The following is a 26,231-nucleotide window of genomic DNA, read 5'->3' as shown; positions in this document are numbered from 1 at the left end:
ATTGTTAGGAAAAATATTTATATAAGTAATGCATTCTATTTAATTGGTTGAATTAAAAATGTTATTTTCAGGAAGGGCATGGGGGTTAATAGCTTCTGTTTTCTTTTTAATTTTTTTAATTAATTATGTTTCAGCTGAAGATGTATGCGGAGACGGAAGTTGTACTGGGGCTGAAACATGCAGCACGTGCTCTCAAGACTGCGGGCAATGCGCGCCCATATGTGGTAATGGTCAGTGCGAGTCAGGTGAAACTTCTTTAACATGTCTTACAGACTGCCCTGCTCCAGCTTGTGCTCAAGGATATATTCCGCCTGCAGGATGTAATTGTGGTGGCAGCATATATAGTTCTGGATACTGCTGCAATGGAATATGGCAGTCAAATGACTGCTCACAACCTTGTGCAGAAGGAGGAATCCCTTCAAGCGGTTGCATGTGCGGAGGAGCAATGTACTACTCAGGATGGTGCTGCAGTGGAGTTTACAAGAGCACAGACTGCAGTCAACAGACATACTGCCCTTACAATTCACCAATAACCTACTCATGCACTTGCGGAAGCGGAACATATAGTTCTGGATACTGCTGCAATGGAATATGGCAGTCAAATGATTGTACAACACAAAACTACTGCCCTCAAGGACCAATAATATATTCCTGTTCGTGCGGTGGATCAACTTACAGTACAGGATACTGCTGCAATAACGTATGGCAGTCAACAGCATGCACAATGCAGTGCAGTTCCAATCAATTATGGAACTGCTATAATCAAACAGACTGCAAAAACGCAGGAGGAAACTGGTGCAACAACTACTGCCAAACTTCAACGTGTCCAACGTGTAGTAAAGAACAGCCATGGAACTGTTATACTCAAACAGAGTGTACTAACGCTGGAGGCTATTGGTGTAATACCTGGTGCCAAAGTACAACCTGTCCTCCCTCTGGTTATTGTGGCAATGGGGTTTGCGAGGGAACAGAAACAGCGCAAGACTGTCCTAACGACTGCGGTCAAAAACAGTCTTGTAGTGCTTTAGGGGGAATTATTTGCCCTGAAAACATGACGTGTCCTGGAACAGTTCTGCCTGCTTATGATTCAAGTAAATGCTGTAATACTCAATGTGCTACATACCAAAAAGCGTGCGCTTATGGTTCAGTTCCACCAGAAGGCTGTAATTGCAGTGGAGCAATGTATTATTCAGGATACTGCTGTAATAATATTTATCAGACAACGCCTTGCGGGGAAGTTTCTAAATGCGGTAACTGGACATGTGAGAGCTGGTATGGCGAAACCTATCAGTCATGCCCTTCGGACTGTAAGCCTGCTGCCTGCGGTGACGGAAGATGCGATTACATGTACGGAGAATATGAGGTGTCCTGCCCTCAAGACTGCGGCTCAAAATGCCCCAACGGAATATGTGAGGGAGCAGAGACTTATATTACCTGCCATGATGACTGTAAGCCTCCAATTCAAGTAAAGTGTGGGGATGGAGTCTGCGATTATGGTATGTGGGAAAATTCTACAAGCTGCCCGCAGGATTGTTTTAGCCAGACAAGGTGTGGTAACGGAATATGCGAGTATCCTGAAACAAGCACTAGCTGTCATGATGATTGTAAGCCTATTACTTACTGCGGTGACGCAAGATGCGATTATGGTTTTGGGGAGAATGAATTTAATTGCGAAAAAGACTGCCCTAAAAATTTTATTTCTGTTTGTGGTAATAAAATGTGTGAATATGGAGAAGATCCAACGAAATGTTCTGTTGACTGCATACAAGGAAAGTGCGGCGATAATTACTGCAATTTTGGGGAGGACCCTAACACTTGTGCTAGCGATTGCGGTGCAATAATAAGGCTGCCTGTGCTGCCAGTGTGCCCTCCACAGGAAGTAATAAATCAAGTCTTAGAAAAATGCAAATTGTATGGAATGCAGTCATACACGAGGATGACTCCTGATGGATGCAATATTGCTGAATGTGCTCCTTCTTCTGGGCCTGTTCCAGTTACCCCGGCTGAATGCAAGAGCTATACAGACCCTGTTACTGGAATGGAAAGAACTGAATGCTGGGCTCAAACGCAATGCGGGCCTGAGCCACCTGAAATAAAACAGCACTGCATTGAACAGAATGGAACTCCAAGGCTTTCAAGAGATTCTAGGGGCTGCGAAATAACAATTTGTGAGTATGGGGCTTTCGGCAAAGAAACTCAGCCAAGGTTAATTTCTGAAGAAAGCTGTCTTGCGCCTATGGAAATAGACAAGTTTGCAAGAGAATGCAGGGGGAAAGTTTTAATTGAGGTCGCAGGTAATGGCTGCAGATATCCTAGATGCGAGGGAGAACGCGTTGGAATAACTGAAACCCTTTGCCCTGCATTTAATTTGGATTCAATAAGGAAGATTGAAGGAGACTGTGCTGCAAGAGGGGGCAGAATGTACAAAATGTTTGACGAAAAGCTTTGCCCTACGCCTAAATGCGTTGAACCAGGGCAAGAGGAAACAATGTGCGAGGATGTGCCAGAAGAAGCCCACGCTAAATGTTCAAATGATGGGGGGCAATTGGTTGTAAAGAAAGATGAGAAAAATTGCGTTGTATTTGTTGACTGCGTCACGCAACAAAAAGAAAAATATGAATATGATAGAATTGAGGAATTGCCTGAAACAACAGAATTAATTGCTATGGCATTCAACCTTGAAAAATTGATGGTGGAATTTGATAAATTGCAGAAGAAAGCAGAAAAAATAGCAGAATATTATAATTCTGTGGGAGACAGTGCTGCTGCAGAAAAATTCACTAAGGTTGCTTCAATGTTTGGCTCAGCAAAGGATAGAATAGAAGAAATAAAGGATAAAATGAGGGAAATTGCAGGAAAAGAGGAAGAGCCAACAAAGAAAGATATTATAGAATTAAAACTTGATATAAAAGAAATTAAGAAAATATTAAAGAACGTACTATTTGTAATGCTTGGGGTCTCCAAAAAAGAAAAGACAGAAGAAGGAAAGCTTGCAAAAGGTGAAGACTGCGGGGGAGACAGTGCCTGTTTCATGAAAAATTTCAAGGTCTGCAATAAAGCACAAATAGTTAGCAGTGAAGGCGGAGGAAATAAAATTATTGGAGAAATCAAGGGATTGGATAACGAGGCTTGTTCTTATCAGATAAGGCTTGAACTTGAAGACAAAAAATACGTAATGAACTGCAAAGAAAAAGACTATGCCTTTGCTGAATTCACGCCTCAAAGATTCAGGGATACTTGCACTGGAGATGTAGAAGAATTCCTTGGAGTAATGGAAACTAAAGAAACTAAGCCCCAAGCACAAATAGGCCCAACAGAGGAACCAATAGAAAAAGTTGAGCCAATAGAACCTGAAGTGGCTTCAACAATGGGTTGCAGGTCAACCACAATGGACGGGCAGCCGGTTTATACCTGCCCGCAAAATAATATTATTAAAGTTGAGGTTAAGAAGAAGAATCCGTGGGTTGGGATGATTGTTGGTGTAAGGCAATGGAGGAAGTGATTAAATGAATAAGACAACATTAATTTTGCTTGTTTCAGCGATAGCACTTTTAATTGTGTTGGCTGGATGCACTCAACAGCAAGGAGGGGCTCCATCAACAGGAGAGGCTGCTGAAAAGATTACCTCAAAAGAAGGAGCAACAGATGCCTTAGTTGAAATTGGAACTGACACTCAAGCAATTGGAGATAGCTTAAAAGAATTAGATGACCAATTATCAGGCAAGAGCTAGTGGAAGCCTTACTCCCTTTTTTATTTTTCTATTTTATTTTTTGCGCCACTGCTTTTTTTAAAAGCGATGTTTTAATTTCTCTTCATTCCTGTTCCTTGCACGCAGATTTCTGCGGGCTCATTCAATTTTCCTTTTACCTCGAATTTTACGTCCAAGAATTTTTGTGTTACATGAATGTTTGTGAGGCAGTGTTGTGTTAGCTTTGAGCATTCTATTGTGCTGAATCCTTCTGCTAAGGCCATAAAGGGAATTAATTGGTCTGCTAAGAATTGGTCTACTGGCTTCTTTGATTCAATTTCTTGGAGAAGGGATTGCGCTGCTTGCCCTCCAATTTTTTCTGCTGGCTTGTTTTTTTCGCTTAAGGAGCAGGCGCCCATTCTGGCTCCATCGGAAAAAACTACAATTAGTGTTATCCCTGAGCCTTCGCTTTCGCCTGTCTCCCTAAAGTCTATTACCTCCTCTATATCACAGTCCAGTTTTTCTGAAAGCAATTTTTTTGCTGAGCTCGCTTGTGTTAAGGCAGCCTCCTTTGGAAGATTTGAGGAATGGGAAACAATTTTAATGTACTGCAATTCTTTCTGTTCGGCCAAGTACAATGGCTTTAAAGGAAGCTTTGATTTGAGTGAAGAAAAGGTTACAAGGCCCCTGCCTTTGGGGTAATAGCCCCTCTTCTTTAATTCCAAATTGAATTTTGCCCCCATCTGGTTCAGTGTGGGCAGTAAAACTTCCTTCATGTAATCAAAAGGGGGGCTCCATGCAACATCTGTGCCTCCGAAAATTCTGAGGTTTAATGGGGTTTTAGAGAAAAGAGAGGGAAGCATTATTCCCTGAAGGAGCAGTGTGATAGAGCCTGCTGTGCCAATGTTCACGCTGTAATTGCCTCCAATAATTTTTTTGGGGTAAAATATGATTTTTGTTGACTTGAGTTCAAGGCCTCTTGTTTTTGCATTGCAGATTTTTGCAAGGGTTTGCACGCCCGTAAGGTGCTGCGCCTGGAGACCAGGATTAGGCCTGTTCTTTCTTATATTGAATATAGAGCAAGGCTTCTGTGTTACAGCAGAGAGCGCCAAGGCTGTCCTTAAAACCTGGCCTCCTGCCCTTCCGTCAAGTTCAGTAACTTTTAATGGCATGAAAATAATTCTAATGCAATAGAATTAAAATTAAATTATTAAATTAACAAAAATTGACAATTAAAAACAATTAAATGAAATAAAATTATTAAGAAGGATGCACTTCAATTTAATTGAGGTTCAAAAAAATGAAAATTTTGGTGACTGGAAGCCAAGGCTTCATAGGAAAAGAATTGGTTAAGGAATTAAAGCAAAGGAATTACGAGGTTAAGGAATTTGATCTGGGGTCGGGGCAGGACTTATTGAACGAAAAGCAGGTGAGGGAAGCAGTGAAAGGCAGTGGGGTGGTAATCCATTTGGCTGCAATTATTTCGGATGAATTCCCTAAAGATAAATTCTTTTCTGTGAATGTTAAAGGAACAGAGAACCTGCTTGAGGCAAGCGCAAAAGAGAACATAAGAAAGTTCATATTCGTAAGCAGTGTTGGAGTTTATGGGCCAGTAAAAGAAAGGGCAGATGAGAAAAGCGAATTAAGGCCCCAGACCAATTACGAGAAATCAAAACTCGAAGCAGAAGCCCTTGTGAACAGTTATCAGGAAATCTTTCCTGTCACAATTTTAAGGCCAGCACTTGTTCTAGGCCCTAATGTCTACTGGAAGCAGATAATTCATTTCATTAAAAAGGAATTCCCTTTAATCGGTGAAGGAAAGAATAAGTTCCAGGTAATCTACTACAGGGATTTAGTGCAGGCAATAGTATTCTGCCTCAGGGAAGAAAGAACAGAAAATGAGGTGTTCAATGTAGCAGAAGAAAACCCCAAGACATTAAGGGAAATAATTGAATTAATCAGAAAGGAGCTTGAAATGAAGGGAAAAATAAAAACAATCCCTGAATGGCTTGGAACAATAATGGCTTGCTTCTACATAACCACTAATTTGTTTAGCAAAAAAAAGGGCTTGCTCATCCCTGCGCACATCAGGCGGCTCACAAAAGAAAGGTTTTATGATTCAGGCAAACTCATGAAATTAGGCTGGAAGCCAAAGTACGGAACAGAAGAGGCTTTAAGGGAGACAATAAAAGAATTGCAAGCATAAGGTTTTTTAAAGACTTTTGGCTATAAGTACATATGGTATTATTATGGAGACTTTGAAGGTTCAATTGGATAGAAAAAAGGCTGAGTTGTTCAGGATGAATGCAATGAAGACTTATGGTTATTCTAAAGGGGCCATAAGCAGGGCTTTGAATGATGCTATTGATAAATGGCTCGAAAGATTACAATTTAAAGGTACAAAAAAAAGAAAATATAAAGTAGATGAACTTGTTGGATTGATTAAGGATATTAAAATGGATTCTGTTGAAGCCCAACATGAAGCTCTAAAAATTCTTTTGAAGAGTGGAAGAAATGTACATAATTGATTCAAATATTTTCTTTGAAGTTTTGCTTAAAAGAGAACACTGGAGTGAAAGTAAGGCTTTGCTTGAAAAAATCTATTCAAAGGAATTGAAAGCGGCCATTACATCCTTTTCCATTCATTCAATAGAAATTTTTATGATTTACAACAAAAAATTCAAAGAAGCAATAGAATTTATAAAAAAACTGAGTTTGTTTGAATTAATTGTTTATAACACTTCTTTTGAAGATGAGATTGAAGCAATAAAGCTTGTTGAAAAAGGCATTCTTGATTTTGATGATGCACTTCAATATGTAACTGCAAAAAAATTAAAAACAAAAGCAATTGTTAGCTATAACAAACATTTTGATTCAACAGACTTGAAAAGAATTACTCCTAAAGAACTTATTTGACTTATTATTTTCTTTCTCTTCCGCCTTTGAGGGCTGCCTGGGCTATTGAAGTAAAAATCTTTTTTGCTTTTGCTCCGTCGCCTTTTGTTCTCTCAAGTGCTGCGCCCACGTGCACTATTGAAGCTCCAGCTTTGATTGTATCGTAAGCGAATTTTGGTGTACGAACACCGCCTGCAACTATTAGGGGAACGTCAATTAATTCTGCTGTATACTTCACCATCTCTTTTGGTGCTGGAGCAGGAGCGCCGCCTCCTGACTCAAGGATTATTGCATGTGCCCCCATGTACTGGCCTGCCAGTGCAGTAATGCCTGCAAGGTAAGGCATGTTTCTTGGGACAAGTTTTGCCCTTCCAACCCATCCTACTGCCCTTCCAGGCTCTACTATAATGTAGGAAGTAGGAATTGGCTCTACACCAATCTTTTTTAATGGAAGAGAGGAAGCTGTCTGGGCCCCGGAAATATAGTACGGGTCAAGGGAATTAAGCATTGACATAAAGTATATTGCGTCAGCGTGCTTTGAGATTGTGGCAATGTTTCCTGGAAAGAGTATTACTGGCAGACCTGAGTCCTCTTTAATTGAAATAATTGTCTTGTCAAGAATTTCCCCTTGCGCTCCAACAGAGCCTCCTACTGCTACTGCTGCTATGCCGCAGTCTGCGCCAATTCTTGAAAGTTTTCCTGCTATCTCAGGGCTCTGGTTTGGAGGGTCAATAACAAGGAACACTAAACCCTTTTTTTCCTCTATCAATGAAAGTATTTTTCTATAAGTTTTTCCGAAATGCTTTTCTTCCTTCAATTTGTTTCCCCCCATAATTTTTTGGATTGTAAAGGCTTAAAAAGCATGAGCGAAAAATCAAATTAATAAATTAATTGCATTCTCTAAGTTCTTTTTGTTTTCTTCTGCTCCTTCAAGGATTTCTCCGTGCCCGGGAAGAAGGAATTCTATTTTCAGCTTGGACAATTTTTTGAGTGACTCAACCAATTCCTCTTTATTTCCCCCAATCAAATCACTCCTCCCTACAGCGCCATTGAATACTGTGTCGCCTGAAAAGAGGGCCTTGAGTCCAGGCTCATAAAAGCATAAGCCCCCCTTTGTGTGGCCAGGAGTTGAAATCACCTTGAGCTTGAAGGGCTTTAATTTTATTTCTTGGCCGCCCTTCAAAAAAGAGGAAACCTCGGGAAAATAATTGCTTGCAAAAAGCTCTGACGCAGTATAATAGTAATCTTTTCCGTTCAATTTCTCTGCTTCCTCTTTGCTCGCTAGAATTTCTGCTTTGGGAAAAAGCATATCTGCTTGAAAGTGGTCGCAGTGTGCGTGAGTGTGGAATATGAAGTTAATGTCTTCAAGCTGCAGCCCTGCCTGTAAAATGAAGTCTTTTATTGCAATGGAATTCTTCTCCAGACCTGAATCAACCAAAGCATTCTTTTCTCCTTTCAAGAGAAAGCAGTTGCTGCTCTCTCCTGTTGAAATCAAAGCGTAAAGGCCTTTGGCAATTTGGTTTGTTTCGCTCAATCAAAGCACCTTATTTTTTTAATTTTAATTTCCTCTCAATATCTTTTTTTATTCCTTCTTCTGTCATTATCAGGTCTACTGGAATAAATTTAACGCCTGCCCTGTCATACATTCTTGCTCTTTTATATGCCGTGTCCATCTTCAAACCTAATAAGTTAATCGTATTGTAAATTTCCTTTCTTTCAAAGTATTCTTTTGGGGTTTCTATGCGGAAAGTTTTTCCTGATTTCATGCTGGTGATTAATGCTTGGGCGTTTCCTCGGCTTATGCCTGGTGTCAAATAGAGTGTTTCTTCAAGCAGGCCTGAATCACTTATTTTTTTTAGGGCTGCATCGGGCCATATCTTAATTCCTTGTTTTGCTGCCTCAGTGCTGAACTGCGTTGGAGTCAAGACATCCTTTTTCCATTCAATCAGGAATTCTGCTGTCTGCATTGGCAGCAGGATCATTTTTTTCCCTTTAACTTGTTTTTCAATGAAAGGAATTCTTTTCTCTTTAATCAATTTTCTGACTGTGCCAAGGTTTATTCTTGATGCCTTAATTTGTTCAAATAATTCTTTTTGTTTTTCAGAGTAGATTTTAACTGTCGGTATTTTGCGCCTCTCAAAAAACTTTAATGGAATGAATTCTCTTCTGAGGTTAAATTCATTCAATTTTTTCTTTAGTTGGATTGCAGTAATTTTTCTGAATCTTTTTTCCCCGAATCCTTCACTTTTCAAGAATTTTACTGCTGTGCCTTTTGTTATTGAGCCCCCGAGTTCTCGAAAAGCTTCTATTGTTTTTTTAGTAGAAAATAATGGAGTTCCTAAAAATTCTTTTCCCTCCTGCTGCCACCATTCTTTTACTGGTGTGCCGCGCCTTTGCTTTATTCTCTCTTCTGGCGGGAGCTTGAAGTAATCCAGTGCTTTTCTTCTTAATTGCCTTTGCCTTTCAAGTACGGCTTTGGGGGTTCTTCTTGAATGCATACATTATAATTGGGCAAGTGAAGCGTTTAAAATACTTTCAATCCAGTGGATTGAAAATTTTCAAGCATAGCTTGAAATATTTTTTTGTTTAAGAATTGTTTTCATGCAGTCAATTGTTTTTGACTTGGATGAAACCCTTTACCCTAAAGGCATAGGACTCCTGGGAAAGATTAATGAAAGGATTGTGGTTTACATTCAAGGGAAGCTTAATTGCCCCAAGGAAGAAGCTGAAAAGGCCAGAGTACAGTTATACCAAGAGTACGGCAGCACTGTAACCGGGTTGATGAAAAAGAATTTGGTTGACCCTCTAGATTACTTTTCTTTTATAACCAATATTGACATTGATGTGAATAAATTACTGCATGAAAACCTTGAACTTAAAAGAATTCTTGATTCAATTGAGTGCAGGAAATACATTTTCACTAATGCAATTGAAAGCCATGCATTCAATGTGATCAATGCCTTGGGGCTTAAAGGCTGTTTTGATGGCGTTTACGGGCAGGAGTTCCTTGAGTTTGGGGGAAAACAGAACCATTCCTCCTTCAAAAAATTCATTTCTGCTACAGGAATTGAGCCTGAAAAGAGTGCTATGGTTGATGACGAAAAGAAAAGCCTTGTTATAGCAAAAGATTTTGGAATGAAGACAGTTTTTGTTGGGGGCAAAGCAGAAGAATTTGATTTCTGCATTAATAGAATTGAGGGAATTAAAGAAGTGTGGGGCAAACTCAATGGAATGAATACATAACTTGCCTTTGCATTAAAAATTTTTTGGTTATTTTCTTTTTTTGTGAGAGGAAAGTGAAGTATGGCTGACTCAACTGCATCAAAGCAAAGCTTAGTTGAAAGGATTGTTTCTTCTACTAGGAAGAGCGAAAATGAAGTAATTGAATTGATTGAGAAGAAAAAGGAAAAGTTTTCAGGTCTGCTTTCAGATGAAGGAGCAGCATTCATTGTTGCAAAGGAGTTGGGATTGCAGGTTGGAGTGCCTTCTTTTTCGCCTGAGAAGCTCAGGGTTTCAGAGCTTGAAACAGGAATGAGTAATTTTGAGCTTGTTGTGAGAGTGCTTAATGTTTTCTGCCCGAGGGAATTCACCAAAGACAGCAGGAAAGGCTTTATGTGCAATCTGCTTGTAGCAGATGATTCAGGCAGCATAAGGCTTACTTTATGGCATGATTTTGTGAAGAAGCTGGAGGAATTGAATATTAAGAGGAACAGTGCGCTGAGATTGAAGGGCTGCTATGTAACTGAATTCAATAATTTCAAGCAATTGAATTTGGGTTCAAATGGTTCAATCGAGTTAGTGCAGGAGAAAGAATTGAAAGAGGGGTTGCCTGAAGAGAAGCATTTGCATTTGAAGGTCTCGGAATTAAAGGAAGGATTGAATGAAGTGGACGTAATTGCAAGGATTACAAAAATTTTTCCCGCAAAGTCTTTTGATTCAAATGAAAGGCAGGGGAATTTAACTGCTTTTGAGTTGGGCGATGACTCAGGAATTGTAAGGGCTGTTGCCTGGAATGAATTGGCAAAAGAGTTAGGAAAATTTGCTGCGGGGGACATTGTGAGGATTGAGGGTGCCTACACCAAGGCAGGATTGAATGGAACTGAACTGCACTTGGGCTGGAAGGCAAGGATAACAAAGGAAAAGGATTTAAGTGCAGCAATCCCTGCATTGAATGAATTGCTTGGAATTCAAGTGAAATCCAAGGCATTGAATGAATTGGGTGAAGGCGATAGGGACATTGAAGTTAAAGGAAAAATAATTGCATTAAATAAAGGCAATCTGATGTTCAGGGTCTGCCCTAAATGCAATGCAAAGCTTGAGAGAATTGATGAAAAGGATTTTACTGAAGGCCTTTTTTGTTCTCGTTGCGGAATGGAAGTCTCTGAGCCTGATTTTACTCCTGTTGTTTCATTTGAATTGGATGACGGCACTTCCTCCATCAGGGTACTTGCATTCGGTGCAACAGCAGAGAAATTCCTTGAGCTGAAAAAAGAGGAATTAAAGAAAAAGCTTGAGCAGACTACAGCTGAAGGCGTAATAGAGGAATTAGCTCAGAAGATTGAGGGCAGAGAGGCAGTGGTATTAGGCAACGTGAAATTGAATCCTAAGAACAATGAGCTGGAGCTGACTGCAAGGAACATTATTTTAACCTGATTTGGCGATTCATTTAAATATTTCTTATTGCCTTAATTTAATTGAATTATTTTTTTAATTTAAAAGGGGGTAAAAAAAGATGGCTGATTTTCCGGCAAAGCTTTCAATCAATTACGAGGAAAACGGGAGCAGGGTTGAATTGATTGTGAGAATAATTTATGGGATTATCCTTGCAATTATTGCTGGCATCTGGGGGATTTTTGTCTGCATTGCAGTAGTAGTCCAATGGTTTCATATTCTTTTCACTGGAAGAAAAAACAAGGACTTATGGGAGTTCACTGCTTCATACTTCAGGTTTTACATGAGGTTTTTTGCTTACTGCCACATTCTTACAGACCAGAGGCCTCCGATTTCAGGGGAATAATTTTTTTTCTTTATTTTTTTATTTTCTTTTCTTGGGATAACATCAGGGGAACATGACTACTTTCCCTGAGTTGCCTGAGAGCATTGCCTGCATTCCTTGCTCAAATTCATTCAATTTTATTTTGTGGGTAATGATGGGGCTTATGTCTATTAATTTGTTTTTCAGCAGAGAGGCTGTCTTGTACCAGGTATTGAACATCAGCCTTCCATTGATTCCATGGACTTTTGCTGCCTTGAATACTACCGCTGAACTTAAATCCAATTCTATTTCCTTTGAGGGAATGCCTAAAATTGATGCTTCCCCTCCAGGCCTTAATGCCTTGAATCCTTGTTCTATTGCTTGCTGGCTTCCGGACATTTCAAGGAATACATCTGCCCCTTTTCCTTCTGTTATATCCATTACTTCTTTTATTACATCTACTTCTCTTGCGTTTAATGCATAATCTGCCTTCATTTTTTTTGCCAATTCAAGCCTGTAAGGAACCAGGTCTACTGCAATTACTTTTGCTGCGCCTGCAGCCTTTGCCACTTGAATTGAGCACAATCCAATAGGACCGCAGCCCATTATGAGGACTGTGTTTCCAATTAATTCCACTGCAAGGGCAGTGTGAATTGCATTTCCCAATGGCTCTTGCATTGAGGCAATTTCTAATGGAATCTTTGGGTCATTCACCCAAGCGTTTGCTGCAGGGATTACAGCGTATTCGGCAAAGCAACCTTGAGTGTCCACGCCTAAAATTCTGACGTTCTCGCAGATGTGGGCGTTTCCTGTCTTGCACTGGAAGCATTTGCCGCACGCAATATGTGTTTCGGCTGAAACATAGTTCCCTACTTTTACTTCAGATGTGGAGAAAACATGTTTTCCTATTTCTATTACTTCCCCTGTGAATTCGTGACCGAAGATTAATGGAGGCTTTATTCTGTTCTGGCTCCATTTGTCCCATTTATAGATGTGAACATCAGTGCCGCAGATTGAGGTTGCCTTTACTTTAACTAGTATTTCATGGGGCTTTATTTTTGGTATTGCAACTTCTGTTGTTATTGCCCCTTCCCTTGGCTTGTCTTTCATTATAGCTAGCATTTTTTCTTTCATTTAATTGCCCCTCCTTCTTTATTTTTTGTTTGCAAGGATTATTAAAAAGAAAAGAAATAAAAGAAAAATCTATCGTCAATGAACGATTGAAGGCCATTTTATTTCTTTCGGCGCATAATTGTAATTTAATTGGAGGTAATTTTAATGCCGAATGCAGATGAATTCTTCAGGCAGTGCGTGAATGAATTAAAGGAAAAGAATCTGGATTGGAAGATCAGGGTTCTTGGAAGCCCTTCAAGTGCAAGAGGCATAATTGACGGAAAAAATGCAATTATTTTATGCTCTAACAATTATTTGGGTCTTTCAAATCATCCTAAACTGAAGAAGGCTGCAGTTCAGGCAGTAAAAAAATACGGTGCTGGCTCTGGCTCTGTTAGGACTATTGCAGGCACAATGGACTTGCATGTTCAATTAGAAAAAAAGATTGCTGAATTCAAGCATTCAGAGGCAGCACTCTTCTTCCAGACAGGCTTTGCTACGAATGCCGGGCTGATTCCTGCATTAGCAGGAGAAGGCGACCTAATTATAAGCGATGAATTGAACCACGGCAGCATTATTGACGGGGTAAGGCTCAGCAAAGCCGAAAGGGCTGTATTCAAACACAAGAACACAGAAGAATTAAAGAAGGTTCTGGATGAAAGCCAGGCAAAAAATTACAAGAAAACTTTAATTATAACTGACGGTGTTTTTTCCATGGATGGAGATATTGCCCCAATGAAAGACATAGTGAAATTGGCTGAAGAATTTAATGCAATAACCTATGTTGATGACGCGCACGGTGAAGGGGTATTAGGAGACCACGGGAGAGGCATTGCAAGCCATTTTAATTTGGAGGGAAAGATTGATGTTGAAATGGGCACCTTCAGCAAAGCTTTTGGTGTAGTAGGAGGCTATGTTTCAGGCTCAAAGAGCTTGTGCGAATTCGCTTTGAATAAGAGCAGGACCTTCCTGCTTTCAGGCTCTCATCCTCCTGCAGTTGTCGCTGCATGCATTGCTTCCCTCGAGCTTCTTGAGGGAACTGACAGGTATGTGAAGAAGCTGTGGGAAAACACCAGATACTTCAAAAAGAAATTAAAGAAATTGGGATTTGATACAGGCGAGAGCGAAACCCCCATTACCCCAGTAATGCTTGGCGATTCAACTTTAGCGCAAAATTTCGCAAGAGAATTATTTGATGAAGGCATCTTCACCATTCCAATTGTTTATCCAATGGTAGCACAGGGAAAGGCAAGAATCAGGACAATGGTTACTGCAGCGCACAAGAAAGAGGACTTGAATGAAGCGCTTGAAGCATTCGAGAAAGTAGGAAAAAGATTGAGTGTCTTGAAGTAGCCCAATAAAACATTTATAAACTTATACATAACCTATTTCTTTTTATTTTGTTTAACACCTAATTATTATTAGTACATTTATTTGGAGGTAGTAAATTGAATAGCAAAATTTTATTTGCACTACTTTTCTCTTTAATTTTAGCTGTGAGCGTTTCAGCTGAAACCCAGAGAGCTTATTTTAAAGTCAAAGACTTGGCTGGATTCAATTCAATTGCTTCTTATGCAAGGCATTCTTTCCCTAGCGGCAATATCTCAATCGAAGCTCCAAGCGAGGCAATAGACGGATTAAAGCATAACCCACACCTTGAATTCATTGGCTATGCGAACAAGTGGTACATTGAAGGAAGCCCGGCAGGCGAATTAGGCGCAGTAGGGGGCATTAAAGGAAAGCCCGGCACAAGACCTTGCGTTCTTTCAGATTACGGCCTTCCTCAGGTATGGTACGGAGTAAAGCAAGTCTATAATAATTTCAATATTACAAGCACTTCAGGCGGCGCAGGAGTGAACGTTGCTGTTTTGGACACTGGAGCAATAAAGCATTTTGACCTTGCGAGCAATATTAAAGTATGCCTTGACGCTACAGGAAGAGGAATAAAGAACGGTTGCACTGACAGAGACGGCCACGGAACTCATGTGGCAGGCATAATTGCAGCAAATTCTGGTTCTGACGGAAAAGGAATTTACGGTGTGGCCCCTCAATCTAATCTATGGATCTACAAAGTGTGCGGAACTTACTGCTGGAGCGATGACGTCGCAAGAGCAATAAATGATGCTACAGCGAGAGGCACTAATGTCATAAGCATGAGCTTTGGCGGAACAGGCCTTGCTGCAGACGAAAAAGCAGCATTAGACAATGCTTATGCCCACGGAGTCCTCTTGGTCGCAGCAGCAGGAAATGCAGGCCCAGCATACAATACAATTGAATATCCTGGAGCTTATGACAAGGTAATGGCAGTTGCAGCAATAGATGACCAGTATGCAACAGCAAACTTTTCAAGCAGAGGAATAAATGACGGGGACTACATTATAGAGGAAAGAGAGGTTGAAGTTGCTGCCGGCGGAGTGAACATACTCTCAACTTACAAGGACGGCTGCTATGCCTATTATTGGGGCACAAGCCAAGCAACACCCCATGTTTCAGGTTTAGCAGCAAAACTCTGGCAGGGCTCAGGCACAACAACAAGAACTTACTTGCAGAATAGAGCAATGCTCTGGGACTTGGATGTTCTTGGGGACGACCCAGCAACAGGATTCGGCCTTCCAACAGTTCTAAACTAAATCCAAAAATTTTTGAAGGGAATTTTTTTCCCTTTCTATTTTTCTTTTTTTCACCGGCATTCTGCTTCCAATAATATTTAAAATCAATTGAATGATTCTATTTATTGAGCGCAGGCTAAAGTGCTTCTGCCAGCTCAGGCACTCGCACGAAAAAGTCTGGCGCATTGGAGGAGTTTATATGAGCGATAAAAGCGATAAAGAGAAAGAATCAAAGGAACCCAAAGATAAAGAAAAGAAGCCTAAGACTATTTCTGATTTGCCCGGAATAGGCCAGCAGAGCGCAGAAAAATTGATGGGCGCAGGCTACAGGAGCCTAGAGTCAATTGCTGTTGCTTCGCCTGCAGAATTAATGGAGGTAGCAGGATTGGGTGAAATTACTGCACAGAAGGCAATCAATGCTGCGCGCGAGAGCCTTGAAATGGGCTATGAGACAGCAGACAAGCTTGCAGAGAGAAGGAAATTAATTGGAAAAATTACTACTAGCTCAAAAGAGGTTGACTCTCTTATAGGCGGCGGAATTGAAACTGGAAGCATAACTGAAGTGTACGGAAAATATGCAAGCGCTAAGTGTGTTTCAAAGGACACTAATTTGTTTTACTTTAATCCGGATATTTCTCATTTGAAAACAATAGAAGAAGTTTACAATGAATATGCAATAAATGAAAAAAAAATTGAAGAAGGATTTATTGCGGATTTAAAGAAGCCAATCAAAGTAATAGGTATTGATAAAAATGGAAATATTATTCAAACAAATGCCTCGCATTTGTATAGGCAGTTTTCAAAAGAATTGCTTGAATTCAAAACTGAACACGGGATAGAAGTCAGGCTGACAGAACAGCACCCCTTACTTACGCTGAACGAGACCGGCATTCAATGGAAGTCAACCGGATTGTTGAAAGAAGGGGATTTTATTGGAAGTCCTTCCAAAATTGATTTTAACAGAAAGAAAAAGTTGAGTAGGATAGTTAAATTAAGCAAAAACAAAATCAAATGGGAAAAAATAATTAGCGTAAAAAAAATTGAATACAACGATTGGGTTTACGATTTAATTGTGCCAGAAACACACAGTTTTATTGGAGGAAACAAGCCAGTCTTTTTGCATAATACTCAAGTGTGCTTTCAGACAGCCGTTACGGTTCAACTACCTAAAGAGAAAGGGGGATTGAATGGTAATTGTTTATGGATTGACTCAGAGAACAGTTTACCCTATGATGAAAAAGTTCTTATTTTTAGGGATTCGTACCAATTTGTAAAAATTGGTGACCTTGTCGAAGAGCATCTAAATAAAAGCAATGGACTATACTACTTTGGCACTACTGTTTCAACCTCTGATAACCCAGATAATGTGGAGGTTGTGAGTTTTGATCCGCACAATTATAAAACACAGTTGTTCAAGATAACTGGTTTTATTAAGCATGCTCCACAAGAAATTTTTGAAGTTCTGCTAAAGAGCGGCAGAAAGGTTAAAGTAACAAAAGACCATAACTTTTTTGGTTTAAATCCTTTGGGTGGACTTAAGGAAATTAAGACAAGCGAGCTTTCAAATGGTTCTTTTGTCGCAGTGCCTTCGAAACTGCCGCAAACTGGTAGCTCATTTGAGCTACACTTAGACGAATTGTTAGGGGATTTTACAAGTGAAAAATTTTATGTGAGGGGGAGGGGAATAAAAGAAGCGATTAAAAAAGTATCCAAACCTTTAAGGGGAATTGCTGAAGAAAGCGGTTTCAGAAGAGCGGAAGTTGACAACTGGAAAAAAAGAGAACTGTTACCGCTGAAAATATTCAACAAAATAAAACACGGCATAGACATTAAAAGAGATATGCTTCGCATTGGTGGATGGAGCAGGCGTAACACGCTTCCTCTTGACCTCAAAGTGGATAAAACTGTTTTAAGGTTCTTAGCAGCATATATTGCAGAAGGTTGTATAACTCAAATAAATAATGCAGTAAGAATTGCAACAACAAGCAATGAAATCAAAAAATACCTGAATGCATTTTGTAATGAACATAAACTAAAGTTGCGATTGTCAAAAACAGTTCCAGAGTATGCGATTACATCAAAAACATTAATGTACTTGTTATTTGCCCTCAAATGTGGTGAAAATGCTTACAAAAAAAATATTCCTGGGTTTGTATTAAACTTCCCGGAAGCATTAAAAAAGGATTTTTTGGGGGTATACGTTAAATGTGATGGTTCGACAAACAAGATTGGACATATCGATTGTGAAACAGTTAGCGAAGACCTTGCTAACAGCGTCTTATATGCAACTACAAGTATGGGCATCCCTTCAAGAAACTACACAATTACACGGCAGTATAAAGGAAAAGACCATATTTCCTTTAATGTTGGCTGGTCAAAGAATATTGACAAAGAAGCTTTTTTGAACCATATCCCAAACAACAACAATGCCATCGGTAGCACGATAAAGAGGGTTAGAGAGAATTTGGGTTTAACAATGAAGGCAGTATGCGAAGAGGCAGGGCTCAAACAAGAAACCCTGCTTTGGGAGTTAGAAAGTGGTAGAACTAATAAAATAACAAGACAAAAACTTAGAAGAGTAATAAATGCTATAAAACGATTGAAGAAGACAAACGAATTTGACTGCCTCTTTTCTTTAATGAGCGGAAATGTTTGGTTTGATGAAGTCAAAGACATTAAAAGAGTCGGATTTGAACAAACATACGATATTGAAGTAATGCCTAACAATAGGGAAATCCAAAATTTCGTTGCTGGTAAAGGGGGTATTTTCTTGCATAACAGTTTTCGCCCTGAGAGGATCATTGCTATTGCAAAGCACTTGAAGTTGGATTCAGAAAAAGTTCTGAAGAACATTTATGTTGCAAGAGCCTTTAATTCAGATCATCAAATGCTTTTGGCTGAAAAGGCCCCAGACTTACTAAAAGAAAAAAATATCAAGCTCATAATTGTGGATTCACTCACCTCTCAGTTCAGGGCTGAATTCATTGGGAGAGGACAGCTTTCTGACAGGCAGCAGAAATTGAACAAGCACATGCACACCTTAATGAGAATGGCTGAAATGAATAATATTGCAGTCCTTGTAACAAACCAGGTAATGCAGAACCCTGGAATATTGTTTGGCGATCCTACAACGCCAATTGGCGGAGAAATAGTTTCGCACAATTCAAAGACAAGGATTTACCTCAGGAAAAGCAAGGAAGACAAGAGGGTTGCAAAATTGGTTGATTCCCCTTCACTGCCTGACGGGGAAGCATTATTTAGGGTAACAGAGAATGGAATTGAGGACGTCTAATCCATAAAACTATTTCTTTTATTTTTTCTTTTAGTTTTTTTCTTTGGAATGCATACAAGTAAATTATGCCTGCTATTGCGCCGAAGGCATGGCTTAATGGATTGGTTTTTGTTTCTATCTGGAATTGTTCGCCTTGCTCAAATTGCTTTTTTTCAATTACCACCTTTTGTAATTGCCTGTTCAAATCAACGGCCTTGTTTGTATCCTTTTTTTCTACTGCCTTATTGAGGTCAACTGAAATCTGCTCTTCTTTCTGCACTATTACTTTTTTCTCTGCGGAGAGAAGGTTCTGAGAGAAAGGAATTAATGCAAGCAGGAGCATTACTGCAATAATTATTATTCCTATTATTGTATGCTTTGGCTTGAGGAGAAGGGAAGAGGTAAGCAGGCCGCTTATGCCAATGCTTGCGCCCATTAATCCTGTGTCAGGCGCATAAAGGGCAAAAAGTATTGCCCCAAGGAATCCTGAAAAAAAGAATAATGCAATCAAGTGCTTTGAGCCTGTCACCTGCTCCAAGATTAAAGCGAATAGCGCAAGAGAAAAAATGTTCACGAACAAGTGAAATAAGCCAATATGAATGAACATGTAGGATAAAATATTTAGTGGCTGCTCAAAGTTGAATGAAAGGGCAAACAAGTCCTGCATTGGAATAAAGTATTTTCCTTTAGAGAAATAAAAGAACAAAACGAATAGAAGCAATGCAAGGAATGATGAAGCAATGAACTTTATTTTTAATTTCTGTTTTTTCATTTTTGAGTCAATTACAATTAGGGGTTTTAGAGTTAATAAATTTATGTTTCCCTGAATTTTTTGAGTGTTTCTGAAGCGAATTTTTTGAATTCTCCTTCCATTATTGCAGTCCTTGCATTTTTCATTAGGTTTTGCACGAAGAAGAGGTTATGGTGGGAGGCATAGCGCATTGCATTCTGCTCTCCAACCCTGAAAAGGTGGTGAATGAAGGAAGTGCTATACTCTCTGCACACAAAGCATTCGCATTCTTCATCCAAGGGCTTTTTTTGCAGGGAGTGCTCCTTCTTTTTTATGTCAATTTTTCCTTTTGAGGTAAAGATTGTCCCGTGCCTTGCCATTCGCGTTGGAAAGCAGGAGTCAAAGAGGTCTATGCCCAAAGAAATGCATTCAATTAATTCTTTAGGGCTTCCGACACCCATTAGATAAACAGGCTTTTCTTTTGGAATTAAGGGGATAGAGAACTTTATTGTTTCAAGCATTTCATTTTTTGGCTCTCCAATGCATAACCCCCCCAAAGCTATGCCGTCAAAATCTAATTCAATTATTTCCTGCAGGCTTTTCTGCCTGAGTTTTTTGTTCCTGCCGCCCTGGCTTATGCCTAACAGTAATTGCTTTTTGTTTTTGTGTTCTGCCTTGCATCTCTTTGCCCATTCTGTTGTCCTTTCAGCTGATTCCTTGAGCCTTGCGAGAGGGGCATCGTGCAATGGCACGTCATCAAGGCACATTGCTGCATCTGAATTCAATTCTTCTTGTATTTGGATTGCTTTTTCTGGAGTGATGAAGCGCCTGCTTCCGTCAAAAGGGCTTTTGAATTCTACTCCTTTCTCTTTTGGCTTTGGCTGGAACTCTTTTTCTATTATCTGGAAGCCTCCGGAATCAGTGAAAATGCTTTTAGGCCATTTAATGAATTCGTGGAGCCCACCAAATTTTTTTATTGTGCTTAATCCGGGTTTGAGGTATAAAAGGAAGGAATTGCATATTATTGCGTTTGCCCCAAATTCAAGGAGTTCTTTTTGGCTTACGTACTTTGCTGTGCCTTTGGTTTCAACAGGCATGAAGGAAGGCAGTTCAATTTTTCCGTGGGCAGTTTTTAGTTCGGAATAACGGGCTTTGGTTTTAGGGTCCTCAAAAATAATTTTAAGCATAAAAATTTATTGCAATACATTTTCTATTTCGCTTTTCAATTGAGTCCAGTTGTCAAGCTTCTTTCCGTTCACGAAATATGTTGGTGTGCCTTGCACGCTCCTCTTTTCGCCTTCAGCTTTATCTGCATTAACATATTTGTCTTTTACCCCGCTTTCAATGCATGCCTTGAACGATTCCTCGTTTAATTTCAGTTGGCTTGCAAAGTTCAGCAGATTTTCCTTGCTTAGGTTCTGCTGGTTTTTGAATAAGAGTTCGTACATTTCCCAGAACTTGTTTTGGTCTAAGGCGCACTCTGAGGCTACTGCTGCGGGGAATGCATTAGGGTGCAGTGAATTCAATGGAAAGTGCTTGTACTCGAATTTTATTTTGTCCTTGAATTCCTCTATTACCGGGCTGTTTAGAATGAATGCTTGACCGCAGGCAGGGCACTGAAAGTCAGAGAATTCTTCAACTAAAACCTTTGCATTGGGGTTGCCGTAATAAGGCCTTGCAGGATGCTTGTCTTCGTAGGCAGGCTTATTGAAAAAGGCAAGGTAGGCAACCAGCGCAATTATTATTACTATAATTATCCCGCCAATTATGCTCCAGGGAATTTTTGTTTGTCCTTTCTCCCTTTTTATTTCCTTTTTCTTTTCTTTTAATTTAGTCATTTAACTATTTTTTTCCCAGGAAGATTTTTATTCTTTCCCTATCTTTATGCCTTGGTTTTACCTTTCCCTTTATATATTTTTTCAGTGGGAAATATAGGTAATTGGAGTCTTTTTGTATTCCTTGAAAAGGTTTTTTTGATGTCTAAAAAAAGGCATAAAAGGGGATTTGAGCAGGAAAAGCCTAAAGAGGAAGCAGGCAAAAAAGAGGAAAAGGAAGGTGCTCAAACCAAAGGCATTCTTATTGCTGCAATAATTTTTTCTGCTGTCCTCCTTATTGTTGGGGCTTACATGCTTATACAAGTGAATAATGCAATTAATTCTATTGGAAGTATTCCTAACAATCCTCCTGTGCTTGAGCCGGGCAACCAGAATAATGTAATACAAGAAAAGCCTGAAATTGAGGTAATACAGCTGGCTGCTTCCTCTTGCGCTGAATGCCCGAAGCTTGACTCTTTTGTGAATGCTTTAAAGCAGCTGGATGTTAATGTTACAAAAGATACCTTGTTTGAATTCGATTCCACTAAAGGAGAGCAATTGGTGAAAGACTTCAATATAACGAGAGTTCCAACGGTAATAATTTCAGGCGGCATAGATGACGCAAACATTGTTTCACTGCTTCAGGATTACGGAGAAAAAGTTAATGGAAGCTTTGTTGTAAGGAATGCGGGCATCCCATACTTTGACTTAAAGGACTTAAAAGTGAAAGGAATTGTCGACGCAACAATATTGAGAAAGGAATCCTGCACTGAATGCTTTGACATGAATGCAACATTCATAGAATTATTGAAAAGCAGTGGGGTGTATTTCAGGAATGTTAACTTTGTTGATTCTAATTCAAGTGAAGGCCTCTCTCTCACATCAAATTATTCTTTTAAGACCCTGCCTGTAATGATTCTCTCGCCTGAACTCAAGGAATATTCCTCTTTAATCCAGAACTGGAGCAATGTGGGCTTTGTTGACGGAAATGGTTTCTATGTTTTGGACAAGATTTTCCCGCCTTACTATGACCTGAATTCCAATTCAGTGGAAGGCCTTGTTGAGGTGACTTACCTTGTCGACGAAAAATGCACTGATTGCTACAGCCCTAAAGAAGTTCACGGGCCAATACTGGAAAGGCTTCTGGTCAAGGTTTCCAAAGAGACATTTATTGACGTGAATTCAACGCAGGGAAAGGAATTGATTGCAAAATATAAAATCAAGGAAATTCCAACAATGATTCTGTCGCCTGAAGCGAAGTATTATGATTCATTGAATGGCGTGTGGGATACTGTGGGCTCAATTGAGGCAGACGGATTTTATGTTTTTAGGGATGTGAACTCATTAAGCGTTAAATTTGTTAGTCTTAAATGATTTTTATGGTATTCTGCATTATTGCCATGGTCATATTTGGATTCTTAGGGTTATTTTTGGCAAAATACAGAGGCTACGCAAAAGAATCATTCAATTGCGTTTTCCGCATGGCAACCTTAAGGAAATGCAACACCTCTTTCGACAAAAAAATGCAGATGAAGATTTCAGGCGGCCTTGCAAAAAGGAATAAAGCCTTGGGAAGATTTGTGTACAAGAACTTCTCTGTAATTTCCTGGATTTTTGTTATAATAATGTTTGCAAGCCTTGCTTATTCTTTGTACGGGTTGTATAACCTTGCTGTCCTTGGCACTTGCGACCCCAAAAACCCTGAGAACTGCATTTTTGCAGACCAACCAAAATGCGGGAGCATTCATTGTGACATAAACAGTTGCTATTGCAGTGAACAAGAAATTGGATGCAGTGAAGACAATAATTTTGCTGCCTGTGACGGCAACTGCGACTGCAATGTAGGGGCGTGCCCTGGAGCACTTTCAGCTAATAAATAAAAAGCCTTTCATTCAATAATTTTTTGTGGGCTAGATTGGAGGGTCAGCGGTCCTCTGTAGCCTGAAATCCGCTTCATGCAGGGATCTAAAAGCTTGGCTGAGGATTGCGCTCAAGCTTTAAGCCCTTGTTTTAATCCATGACCTTCTGCCCCATGAGATTAAAGTATGGAGTGAACCCGCCAGGTTTGGAAGAAAGCAACGGTGGCTTTATAATTTAATGCTTTTGGGTTAACGGAAGCAAGAAAAAAGCAAGAAAGCTTTAAAGCTATCAGCCGATTCGATTCCAGGCAGCCCACACTTTTTTTAAGCCTGAATTAAACAGGAAAGTTCGTTGATTGGTGAAAGGAAAAGGCAAAACATTAAATTCAGTTTGCTCTTACTACTTAATGTTTTTTGTTATTTTTAGATTAAAATTAAAGGGGGGAAAAGCTAATGGATTTGCAAGAGATAGGAAGCTATGCATTCATTTTAGGAGTAATAATTGCAGTTCTGGCAGGGATAGGTGGCTACTTTTTTCCGTTCGGCGCAGATATAGGCTACTGGATTGTCATAGTGCTTGTCATTCTGGGAATAATAGTTGGCCTGCTTAACATTACAGAGAAAGAGACAGTCACATTCCTTGTGGCAACAATTGCTTTGATGGCTACAAGCGCTATCGGCTGGCAGTACATCCCTAAGATTGGCATAATAATAGCACAGATACTTTCATACATCGGCGTTTTCGTGGCTCCAGCAGCAGTAATTGTTTCATTGCTTGCAATAAAGAAAATTGCTTCAGTGAAGTAATTTCAAGCTTTGCTTGAAATTTTTCAAAGCTTACTTTGAAATAATTTTAATTTAATTTTTTATTTTTCTATTTCTTTTTTTTATTTTTCTGACATCATTTTAAATTATTTTTTGTTATATTAATTGCACTAAGGCTTCCTTTATGATGGGGGAACAGCTTCAATCGCAATTCTTCAGAGAAAAGAGCTCAATACAGCACCTTACTATTGTCTTGAGCGAGGGAGAAGACATTCTTTCTTCCTTAAAGCAGGCTCTCCTTGAAAACAAGATTCACCAGTGCAAGGTAATTGAGTGCAATGGAATAATAAAGGAGGGTTTCATGAACTGTTTCTGGAAGAATTCATATAAAGCAAAAAATCTTAAGGGCATTCCTGTAAGCAAGGCTTCAGGCAAATTCTCTTTGGGTCCAGAGGTATGCATTGGAGACCTTCATGTTTCTGTTTTGATAGGAAACCAGTTATGGCAGGGCACTCTGGTAGAGGGAACAGCAAAAGAAAACTTCTCCCTGAAAGTTGAATTCATTAAATTCGAGTGAATTTCATAAAAAATGTTTATAGTTTGTGGCCTAGTTTTTCTTTTTTTGTTTTAAGGTATTTCCTGTTGTATTTTGTTGGTTTTGATCGCAAGGGAATTATTTGTGTTACTTTAAGGCCGTATCCTTCCAAGCCAATTATTTTTTGGGGGTTGTTGGTGATAAGCCTTATTGAACTTAAACCTAATTTTGAGAGCACTTGAGCTCCAAAGCCGTATTCTCTTAAGTCTGCTTTGAATCCTAGTTTTTTGTTTGCTTCCACTGTGTCAAGGCCTTTGTCTTGCAGGGCGTAAGCATTCAGTTTGTTGAGCAATCCAATTCCCCTGCCTTCGTGGTGCTCTATGTAAAGTATTACACCAAGACCTTCTCTTTGAATCATTTTCATTGCATTGTCTAATTGGAAGCCGCAGTCGCATCTGAGTGAATGGAATGTTTCACCAGTAATGCAGCCGCTGTGGGCTCTCACCAAAACATTCTTTTTCCCCTTTACTTTGCCTTTGATTAATGCAATATATTCCTCGCCATAAATTTTGTCTTTGAAGGCAATTATCTTGAATTCACCAAATTTTGTTGGAAGTAAGGCTTCAGTTATTTTTTCTACAAGGCTCTCGAAACTCATTCTGTATTCAATCAAGTCTTTTATTGTGCCTATTTTTAAGCCGAATTTTTCCTTGAATTCCATTAGTTCTGGAACTCTGGCCATCTCTCCGTTTTCTTTCATTATCTCGCAGATTACAGCACAGGGCTTTAGGCCGGCTGCTCTCATTAAATCAATTGCTGCTTCTGTATGGCCTGCCCTCTGGAGGGTGCCCCCTTCAACTGCAATCAAGGGGAAAATGTGGCCGGGTTCAACCAATTCTTTTGGGTTGCTTGAATTGCATAAAACTTTTATTGTCTTATTCCTGTCAAAGGCACTTATGCCTGTGGTAATGCCTTTTCTTGCATCAACAGATACAGTGAAATTGCTTCCAAACCTGTTTGTACTTTCTTTGGTCATTTTTTTTAGTTTGAGTTTTTCAGCCTTCTCTTTTGTAATTGGGGTGCAGATTAAGCCTCTGCAGTGCCTTGCAAGGAAATTTATTTTTTCTGGGTTACTGTGCTGGGACGCAAAAATTAGGTCTCCTTCATTTTCTCTGTCTTTATCGTCAACAAGTATTATCATTTTGCCTTTTTTCAAGTCTCCAATAATTTCTTTAATTGAATTGAATTGGTACATTTAAAAAAACCTTAAAAATTTGTGTTTTACTGCATTCCTTCAAGCATTTCTTTTATTGCAGTCTTCTGGTTTGGTGCTTTCACTATGCCTGAAGAGACAAAAACGCCCTTGCAGCCCAATTCTATTGCTTTTTCTACATCTTCTTTTTTCTTTATGCCTGCGCCTGCAATCACTGGAATCTTTTTTATTTTATGAATAGCTTTAATTGAATTGGTGATCAGAGAAGGCTTTGCTGTGGAGACAGAGACCTTCCCCCCAATGAGTTTGGGGGGCTCGATTGCAATTAAATCCGGATTCATTGAAGCAATCTTTTCTGCTCTTGAAATGCTTTCAGCGCAAGCCATTACAATTAACCCTGATTCTTTTGCTCTATCAATGCATTTCTTGAGCTCTTTGTCCGAAAGCTTGTGTTCTGCGTGATTCAATACTGTTCCAATTGCTCCTGCCTCTCTTACTGCTTCGGGGAGAATGAATCCTGTGCTGGCGCCAAAAGAGATTAGGTCAGTGTGCTGTGAAAATGCTGGCAGGGAGACTTTTGAGGCAATCATCCTTATGTCTGCTGTCTGTGCGACAAGTACAATTGTTTTATTGAATTTTTTTGATTGGGTTTCTGCAATCCCCGCAAGCTTTAATGCCTTGCTTCCAGTGCCCTCTCGGTAGGTTTTGAAGTTTATGAAAAGAATTGGTTGTTTCATTTGATTTAATTTTAAATGTAAAAAGC

Annotated in this window: 25 protein-coding genes and 1 other RNA gene; 16 read left to right on the top strand and 10 right to left on the bottom strand. The window is 39.5% G+C overall.

The window, feature by feature from the left end; translation table 11 throughout:
* Positions 1-43: 43 nt before the first annotated feature.
* Positions 44-3,502, top strand: a complete 3,459-nt coding sequence (locus AB1467_05050) for a hypothetical protein (GenBank protein ID MEW6295630.1) — start codon at positions 44-46, stop codon at positions 3,500-3,502.
* A gap of 4 nt (positions 3,503-3,506) precedes the next feature.
* Positions 3,507-3,731 carry a hypothetical protein gene (locus AB1467_05045; protein MEW6295629.1) on the top strand — a complete coding sequence of 75 codons (225 nt, stop codon included), beginning with the start codon at positions 3,507-3,509 and terminating at the stop codon, positions 3,729-3,731.
* A 71-nt stretch (positions 3,732-3,802) separates the two neighbouring features.
* On the opposite strand, the gene rtcA is transcribed toward AB1467_05045, so the two are convergent.
* A complete protein-coding gene (gene rtcA, locus AB1467_05040) occupies positions 3,803-4,861 on the bottom strand; it encodes an RNA 3'-terminal phosphate cyclase (protein MEW6295628.1) in 1,059 nt (352 codons plus the stop codon).
* Between the two features lie 128 nt (positions 4,862-4,989).
* On the opposite strand from rtcA, the gene AB1467_05035 reads away from it, so the two are divergent.
* Genes AB1467_05035 through AB1467_05025 form a run of 3 tightly spaced genes read left to right on the top strand, consistent with a single transcriptional unit; the run spans position 4,990 to position 6,605 of the window.
* A complete protein-coding gene (locus AB1467_05035; protein ID MEW6295627.1) occupies positions 4,990-5,895 on the top strand; it encodes an NAD(P)-dependent oxidoreductase in 906 nt (301 codons plus the stop codon).
* 43 nt (positions 5,896-5,938) lie between these two features.
* Positions 5,939-6,217, top strand: coding sequence for a hypothetical protein (locus tag AB1467_05030; protein ID MEW6295626.1), 279 nt, complete (start codon positions 5,939-5,941; stop codon positions 6,215-6,217).
* Positions 6,204-6,605, top strand: a complete 402-nt coding sequence (locus AB1467_05025) for a PIN domain-containing protein (protein ID MEW6295625.1) — start codon at positions 6,204-6,206, stop codon at positions 6,603-6,605. Before AB1467_05030 ends, AB1467_05025 begins: the two co-directional genes overlap by 14 nt.
* Positions 6,606-6,609: 4 nt before the next feature.
* Here AB1467_05025 and AB1467_05020 read toward each other — a convergent pair whose 3' ends face one another.
* The 3 genes from AB1467_05020 to AB1467_05010 are packed head-to-tail and all read right to left on the bottom strand — an operon-like array spanning position 6,610 to position 9,082.
* The gene (locus tag AB1467_05020; protein MEW6295624.1) at positions 6,610-7,401 is read right to left on the bottom strand and encodes a geranylgeranylglyceryl/heptaprenylglyceryl phosphate synthase; all 792 of its coding nucleotides are present in this window, start codon (positions 7,399-7,401) and stop codon (positions 6,610-6,612) included.
* Positions 7,402-7,458: 57 nt separating this feature from the next.
* Positions 7,459-8,118 (bottom strand): MBL fold metallo-hydrolase, encoded by a 660-nt coding sequence (locus tag AB1467_05015; GenBank protein ID MEW6295623.1) that lies wholly within the window; start codon positions 8,116-8,118, stop codon positions 7,459-7,461.
* A 10-nt stretch (positions 8,119-8,128) separates the two neighbouring features.
* The gene (locus tag AB1467_05010; protein ID MEW6295622.1) at positions 8,129-9,082 is read right to left on the bottom strand and encodes a hypothetical protein; all 954 of its coding nucleotides are present in this window, start codon (positions 9,080-9,082) and stop codon (positions 8,129-8,131) included.
* Positions 9,083-9,185: 103 nt separating this feature from the next.
* Between AB1467_05010 and AB1467_05005 the strand changes: the two genes are divergently transcribed.
* The 3 genes from AB1467_05005 (at position 9,186) to AB1467_04995 (ending at position 11,601) form a co-directional block, all read left to right on the top strand.
* Entirely contained in the window at positions 9,186-9,827 is a 642-nt protein-coding gene (locus tag AB1467_05005) for a pyrimidine 5'-nucleotidase (protein ID MEW6295621.1), read from the top strand.
* A 60-nt stretch (positions 9,828-9,887) separates the two neighbouring features.
* Positions 9,888-11,237 (top strand): DUF2240 family protein, encoded by a 1,350-nt coding sequence (locus AB1467_05000; protein MEW6295620.1) that lies wholly within the window; start codon positions 9,888-9,890, stop codon positions 11,235-11,237.
* Positions 11,238-11,316: 79 nt separating this feature from the next.
* On the top strand, positions 11,317-11,601 hold the full coding sequence (locus tag AB1467_04995; protein ID MEW6295619.1) for a DUF4389 domain-containing protein: 285 nt from the start codon (positions 11,317-11,319) through the stop codon (positions 11,599-11,601).
* Between the two features lie 42 nt (positions 11,602-11,643).
* Here the strand turns inward: AB1467_04995 and tdh are convergent, their stop codons facing one another.
* Positions 11,644-12,693, bottom strand: a complete 1,050-nt coding sequence (gene tdh / locus AB1467_04990) for an L-threonine 3-dehydrogenase (protein MEW6295618.1) — start codon at positions 12,691-12,693, stop codon at positions 11,644-11,646.
* Between the two features lie 144 nt (positions 12,694-12,837).
* Here tdh and AB1467_04985 point away from each other — a divergent pair, with 144 nt between their 5' ends.
* From AB1467_04985 to radA, 3 genes are all read left to right on the top strand, one after another.
* Positions 12,838-14,025 carry a glycine C-acetyltransferase gene (locus AB1467_04985; protein MEW6295617.1) on the top strand — a complete coding sequence of 396 codons (1,188 nt, stop codon included), beginning with the start codon at positions 12,838-12,840 and terminating at the stop codon, positions 14,023-14,025.
* A 95-nt stretch (positions 14,026-14,120) separates the two neighbouring features.
* The gene (locus tag AB1467_04980; protein ID MEW6295616.1) at positions 14,121-15,302 is read left to right on the top strand and encodes a S8 family serine peptidase; all 1,182 of its coding nucleotides are present in this window, start codon (positions 14,121-14,123) and stop codon (positions 15,300-15,302) included.
* Between the two features lie 91 nt (positions 15,303-15,393).
* Entirely contained in the window at positions 15,394-18,573 is a 3,180-nt protein-coding gene (radA, locus tag AB1467_04975; protein MEW6295615.1) for a DNA repair and recombination protein RadA, read from the top strand.
* On the opposite strand, the gene AB1467_04970 is transcribed toward radA, so the two are convergent.
* The 3 genes from AB1467_04970 to AB1467_04960 are packed head-to-tail and all read right to left on the bottom strand — an operon-like array spanning position 18,539 to position 21,120.
* Positions 18,539-19,324, bottom strand: coding sequence for a rhomboid family intramembrane serine protease (locus tag AB1467_04970; GenBank protein MEW6295614.1), 786 nt, complete (start codon positions 19,322-19,324; stop codon positions 18,539-18,541). The genes radA and AB1467_04970 overlap by 35 nt on opposite strands.
* Before the next feature lie 41 nt (positions 19,325-19,365).
* On the bottom strand, positions 19,366-20,469 hold the full coding sequence (tgt, locus tag AB1467_04965; GenBank protein ID MEW6295613.1) for a tRNA guanosine(34) transglycosylase Tgt: 1,104 nt from the start codon (positions 20,467-20,469) through the stop codon (positions 19,366-19,368).
* 6 nt (positions 20,470-20,475) lie between these two features.
* On the bottom strand, positions 20,476-21,120 hold the full coding sequence (locus tag AB1467_04960) for a thioredoxin domain-containing protein (protein ID MEW6295612.1): 645 nt from the start codon (positions 21,118-21,120) through the stop codon (positions 20,476-20,478).
* 138 nt (positions 21,121-21,258) lie between these two features.
* Between AB1467_04960 and AB1467_04955 the strand changes: the two genes are divergently transcribed.
* From AB1467_04955 to AB1467_04935, 5 genes are all read left to right on the top strand, one after another.
* Positions 21,259-22,470 carry a hypothetical protein gene (locus AB1467_04955; protein MEW6295611.1) on the top strand — a complete coding sequence of 404 codons (1,212 nt, stop codon included), beginning with the start codon at positions 21,259-21,261 and terminating at the stop codon, positions 22,468-22,470.
* Positions 22,467-22,976 (top strand): hypothetical protein, encoded by a 510-nt coding sequence (locus AB1467_04950; GenBank protein MEW6295610.1) that lies wholly within the window; start codon positions 22,467-22,469, stop codon positions 22,974-22,976. Before AB1467_04955 ends, AB1467_04950 begins: the two co-directional genes overlap by 4 nt.
* Before the next feature lie 23 nt (positions 22,977-22,999).
* An RNA gene (gene ffs / locus AB1467_04945) (signal recognition particle sRNA) lies at positions 23,000-23,274 on the top strand.
* A gap of 134 nt (positions 23,275-23,408) precedes the next feature.
* Positions 23,409-23,762 carry a hypothetical protein gene (locus AB1467_04940; protein ID MEW6295609.1) on the top strand — a complete coding sequence of 118 codons (354 nt, stop codon included), beginning with the start codon at positions 23,409-23,411 and terminating at the stop codon, positions 23,760-23,762.
* A gap of 142 nt (positions 23,763-23,904) precedes the next feature.
* Entirely contained in the window at positions 23,905-24,297 is a 393-nt protein-coding gene (locus AB1467_04935) for a DUF296 domain-containing protein (GenBank protein MEW6295608.1), read from the top strand.
* A 16-nt stretch (positions 24,298-24,313) separates the two neighbouring features.
* Here AB1467_04935 and AB1467_04930 read toward each other — a convergent pair whose 3' ends face one another.
* Both AB1467_04930 and tpiA read right to left on the bottom strand, forming a co-directional pair.
* Positions 24,314-25,510 (bottom strand): bifunctional 3,4-dihydroxy-2-butanone-4-phosphate synthase/GTP cyclohydrolase II, encoded by a 1,197-nt coding sequence (locus AB1467_04930; GenBank protein ID MEW6295607.1) that lies wholly within the window; start codon positions 25,508-25,510, stop codon positions 24,314-24,316.
* Between the two features lie 26 nt (positions 25,511-25,536).
* Positions 25,537-26,205: a triose-phosphate isomerase gene (gene tpiA / locus AB1467_04925; protein MEW6295606.1), complete on the bottom strand. Its 669-nt coding sequence runs from the start codon at positions 26,203-26,205 to the stop codon at positions 25,537-25,539.
* Positions 26,206-26,231: the final 26 nt, after the last annotated feature.

The organism is Candidatus Diapherotrites archaeon (assembly GCA_040755695.1).
Taxonomy (GTDB): Archaea; Iainarchaeota; Iainarchaeia; order Iainarchaeales; family 1-14-0-10-31-34; genus JBFMAK01.
The sequence above is the reverse complement of the archived record's forward strand: the minus strand, read 5'-3'. Positions and strand labels throughout refer to the sequence as shown.

What these genes read in the sequence shown, in the direction of transcription:
- AB1467_04985 (MEW6295617.1), top strand. Translation starts at nt 12,838, where the DNA reads ATGCCGAATGCAGATGAATTCTTCAGGCAGTGCGTGAATGAATTAAAG.
- AB1467_05025 (MEW6295625.1), top strand. Translation starts at nt 6,204, where the DNA reads ATGTACATAATTGATTCAAATATTTTCTTTGAAGTTTTGCTTAAAAGA.
- AB1467_04940 (MEW6295609.1), top strand. Translation starts at nt 23,409, where the DNA reads ATGGATTTGCAAGAGATAGGAAGCTATGCATTCATTTTAGGAGTAATA.
- AB1467_05045 (MEW6295629.1), top strand. Translation starts at nt 3,507, where the DNA reads ATGAATAAGACAACATTAATTTTGCTTGTTTCAGCGATAGCACTTTTA.
- tpiA (MEW6295606.1), bottom strand. Translation starts at nt 26,205, where the DNA reads ATGAAACAACCAATTCTTTTCATAAACTTCAAAACCTACCGAGAGGGC.
- AB1467_04950 (MEW6295610.1), top strand. Translation starts at nt 22,467, where the DNA reads ATGATTTTTATGGTATTCTGCATTATTGCCATGGTCATATTTGGATTC.
- AB1467_04960 (MEW6295612.1), bottom strand. Translation starts at nt 21,120, where the DNA reads ATGACTAAATTAAAAGAAAAGAAAAAGGAAATAAAAAGGGAGAAAGGA.
- AB1467_04935 (MEW6295608.1), top strand. Translation starts at nt 23,905, where the DNA reads ATGATGGGGGAACAGCTTCAATCGCAATTCTTCAGAGAAAAGAGCTCA.
- tgt (MEW6295613.1), bottom strand. Translation starts at nt 20,469, where the DNA reads ATGCTTAAAATTATTTTTGAGGACCCTAAAACCAAAGCCCGTTATTCC.
- AB1467_04930 (MEW6295607.1), bottom strand. Translation starts at nt 25,510, where the DNA reads ATGTACCAATTCAATTCAATTAAAGAAATTATTGGAGACTTGAAAAAA.
- AB1467_04970 (MEW6295614.1), bottom strand. Translation starts at nt 19,324, where the DNA reads ATGAAAAAACAGAAATTAAAAATAAAGTTCATTGCTTCATCATTCCTT.
- AB1467_04955 (MEW6295611.1), top strand. Translation starts at nt 21,259, where the DNA reads ATGTCTAAAAAAAGGCATAAAAGGGGATTTGAGCAGGAAAAGCCTAAA.
- AB1467_05010 (MEW6295622.1), bottom strand. Translation starts at nt 9,082, where the DNA reads ATGCATTCAAGAAGAACCCCCAAAGCCGTACTTGAAAGGCAAAGGCAA.
- AB1467_05030 (MEW6295626.1), top strand. Translation starts at nt 5,939, where the DNA reads ATGGAGACTTTGAAGGTTCAATTGGATAGAAAAAAGGCTGAGTTGTTC.
- AB1467_05035 (MEW6295627.1), top strand. Translation starts at nt 4,990, where the DNA reads ATGAAAATTTTGGTGACTGGAAGCCAAGGCTTCATAGGAAAAGAATTG.
- tdh (MEW6295618.1), bottom strand. Translation starts at nt 12,693, where the DNA reads ATGAAAGAAAAAATGCTAGCTATAATGAAAGACAAGCCAAGGGAAGGG.
- AB1467_04995 (MEW6295619.1), top strand. Translation starts at nt 11,317, where the DNA reads ATGGCTGATTTTCCGGCAAAGCTTTCAATCAATTACGAGGAAAACGGG.
- AB1467_05005 (MEW6295621.1), top strand. Translation starts at nt 9,186, where the DNA reads ATGCAGTCAATTGTTTTTGACTTGGATGAAACCCTTTACCCTAAAGGC.
- AB1467_05000 (MEW6295620.1), top strand. Translation starts at nt 9,888, where the DNA reads ATGGCTGACTCAACTGCATCAAAGCAAAGCTTAGTTGAAAGGATTGTT.
- rtcA (MEW6295628.1), bottom strand. Translation starts at nt 4,861, where the DNA reads ATGCCATTAAAAGTTACTGAACTTGACGGAAGGGCAGGAGGCCAGGTT.
- radA (MEW6295615.1), top strand. Translation starts at nt 15,394, where the DNA reads ATGATTCTATTTATTGAGCGCAGGCTAAAGTGCTTCTGCCAGCTCAGG.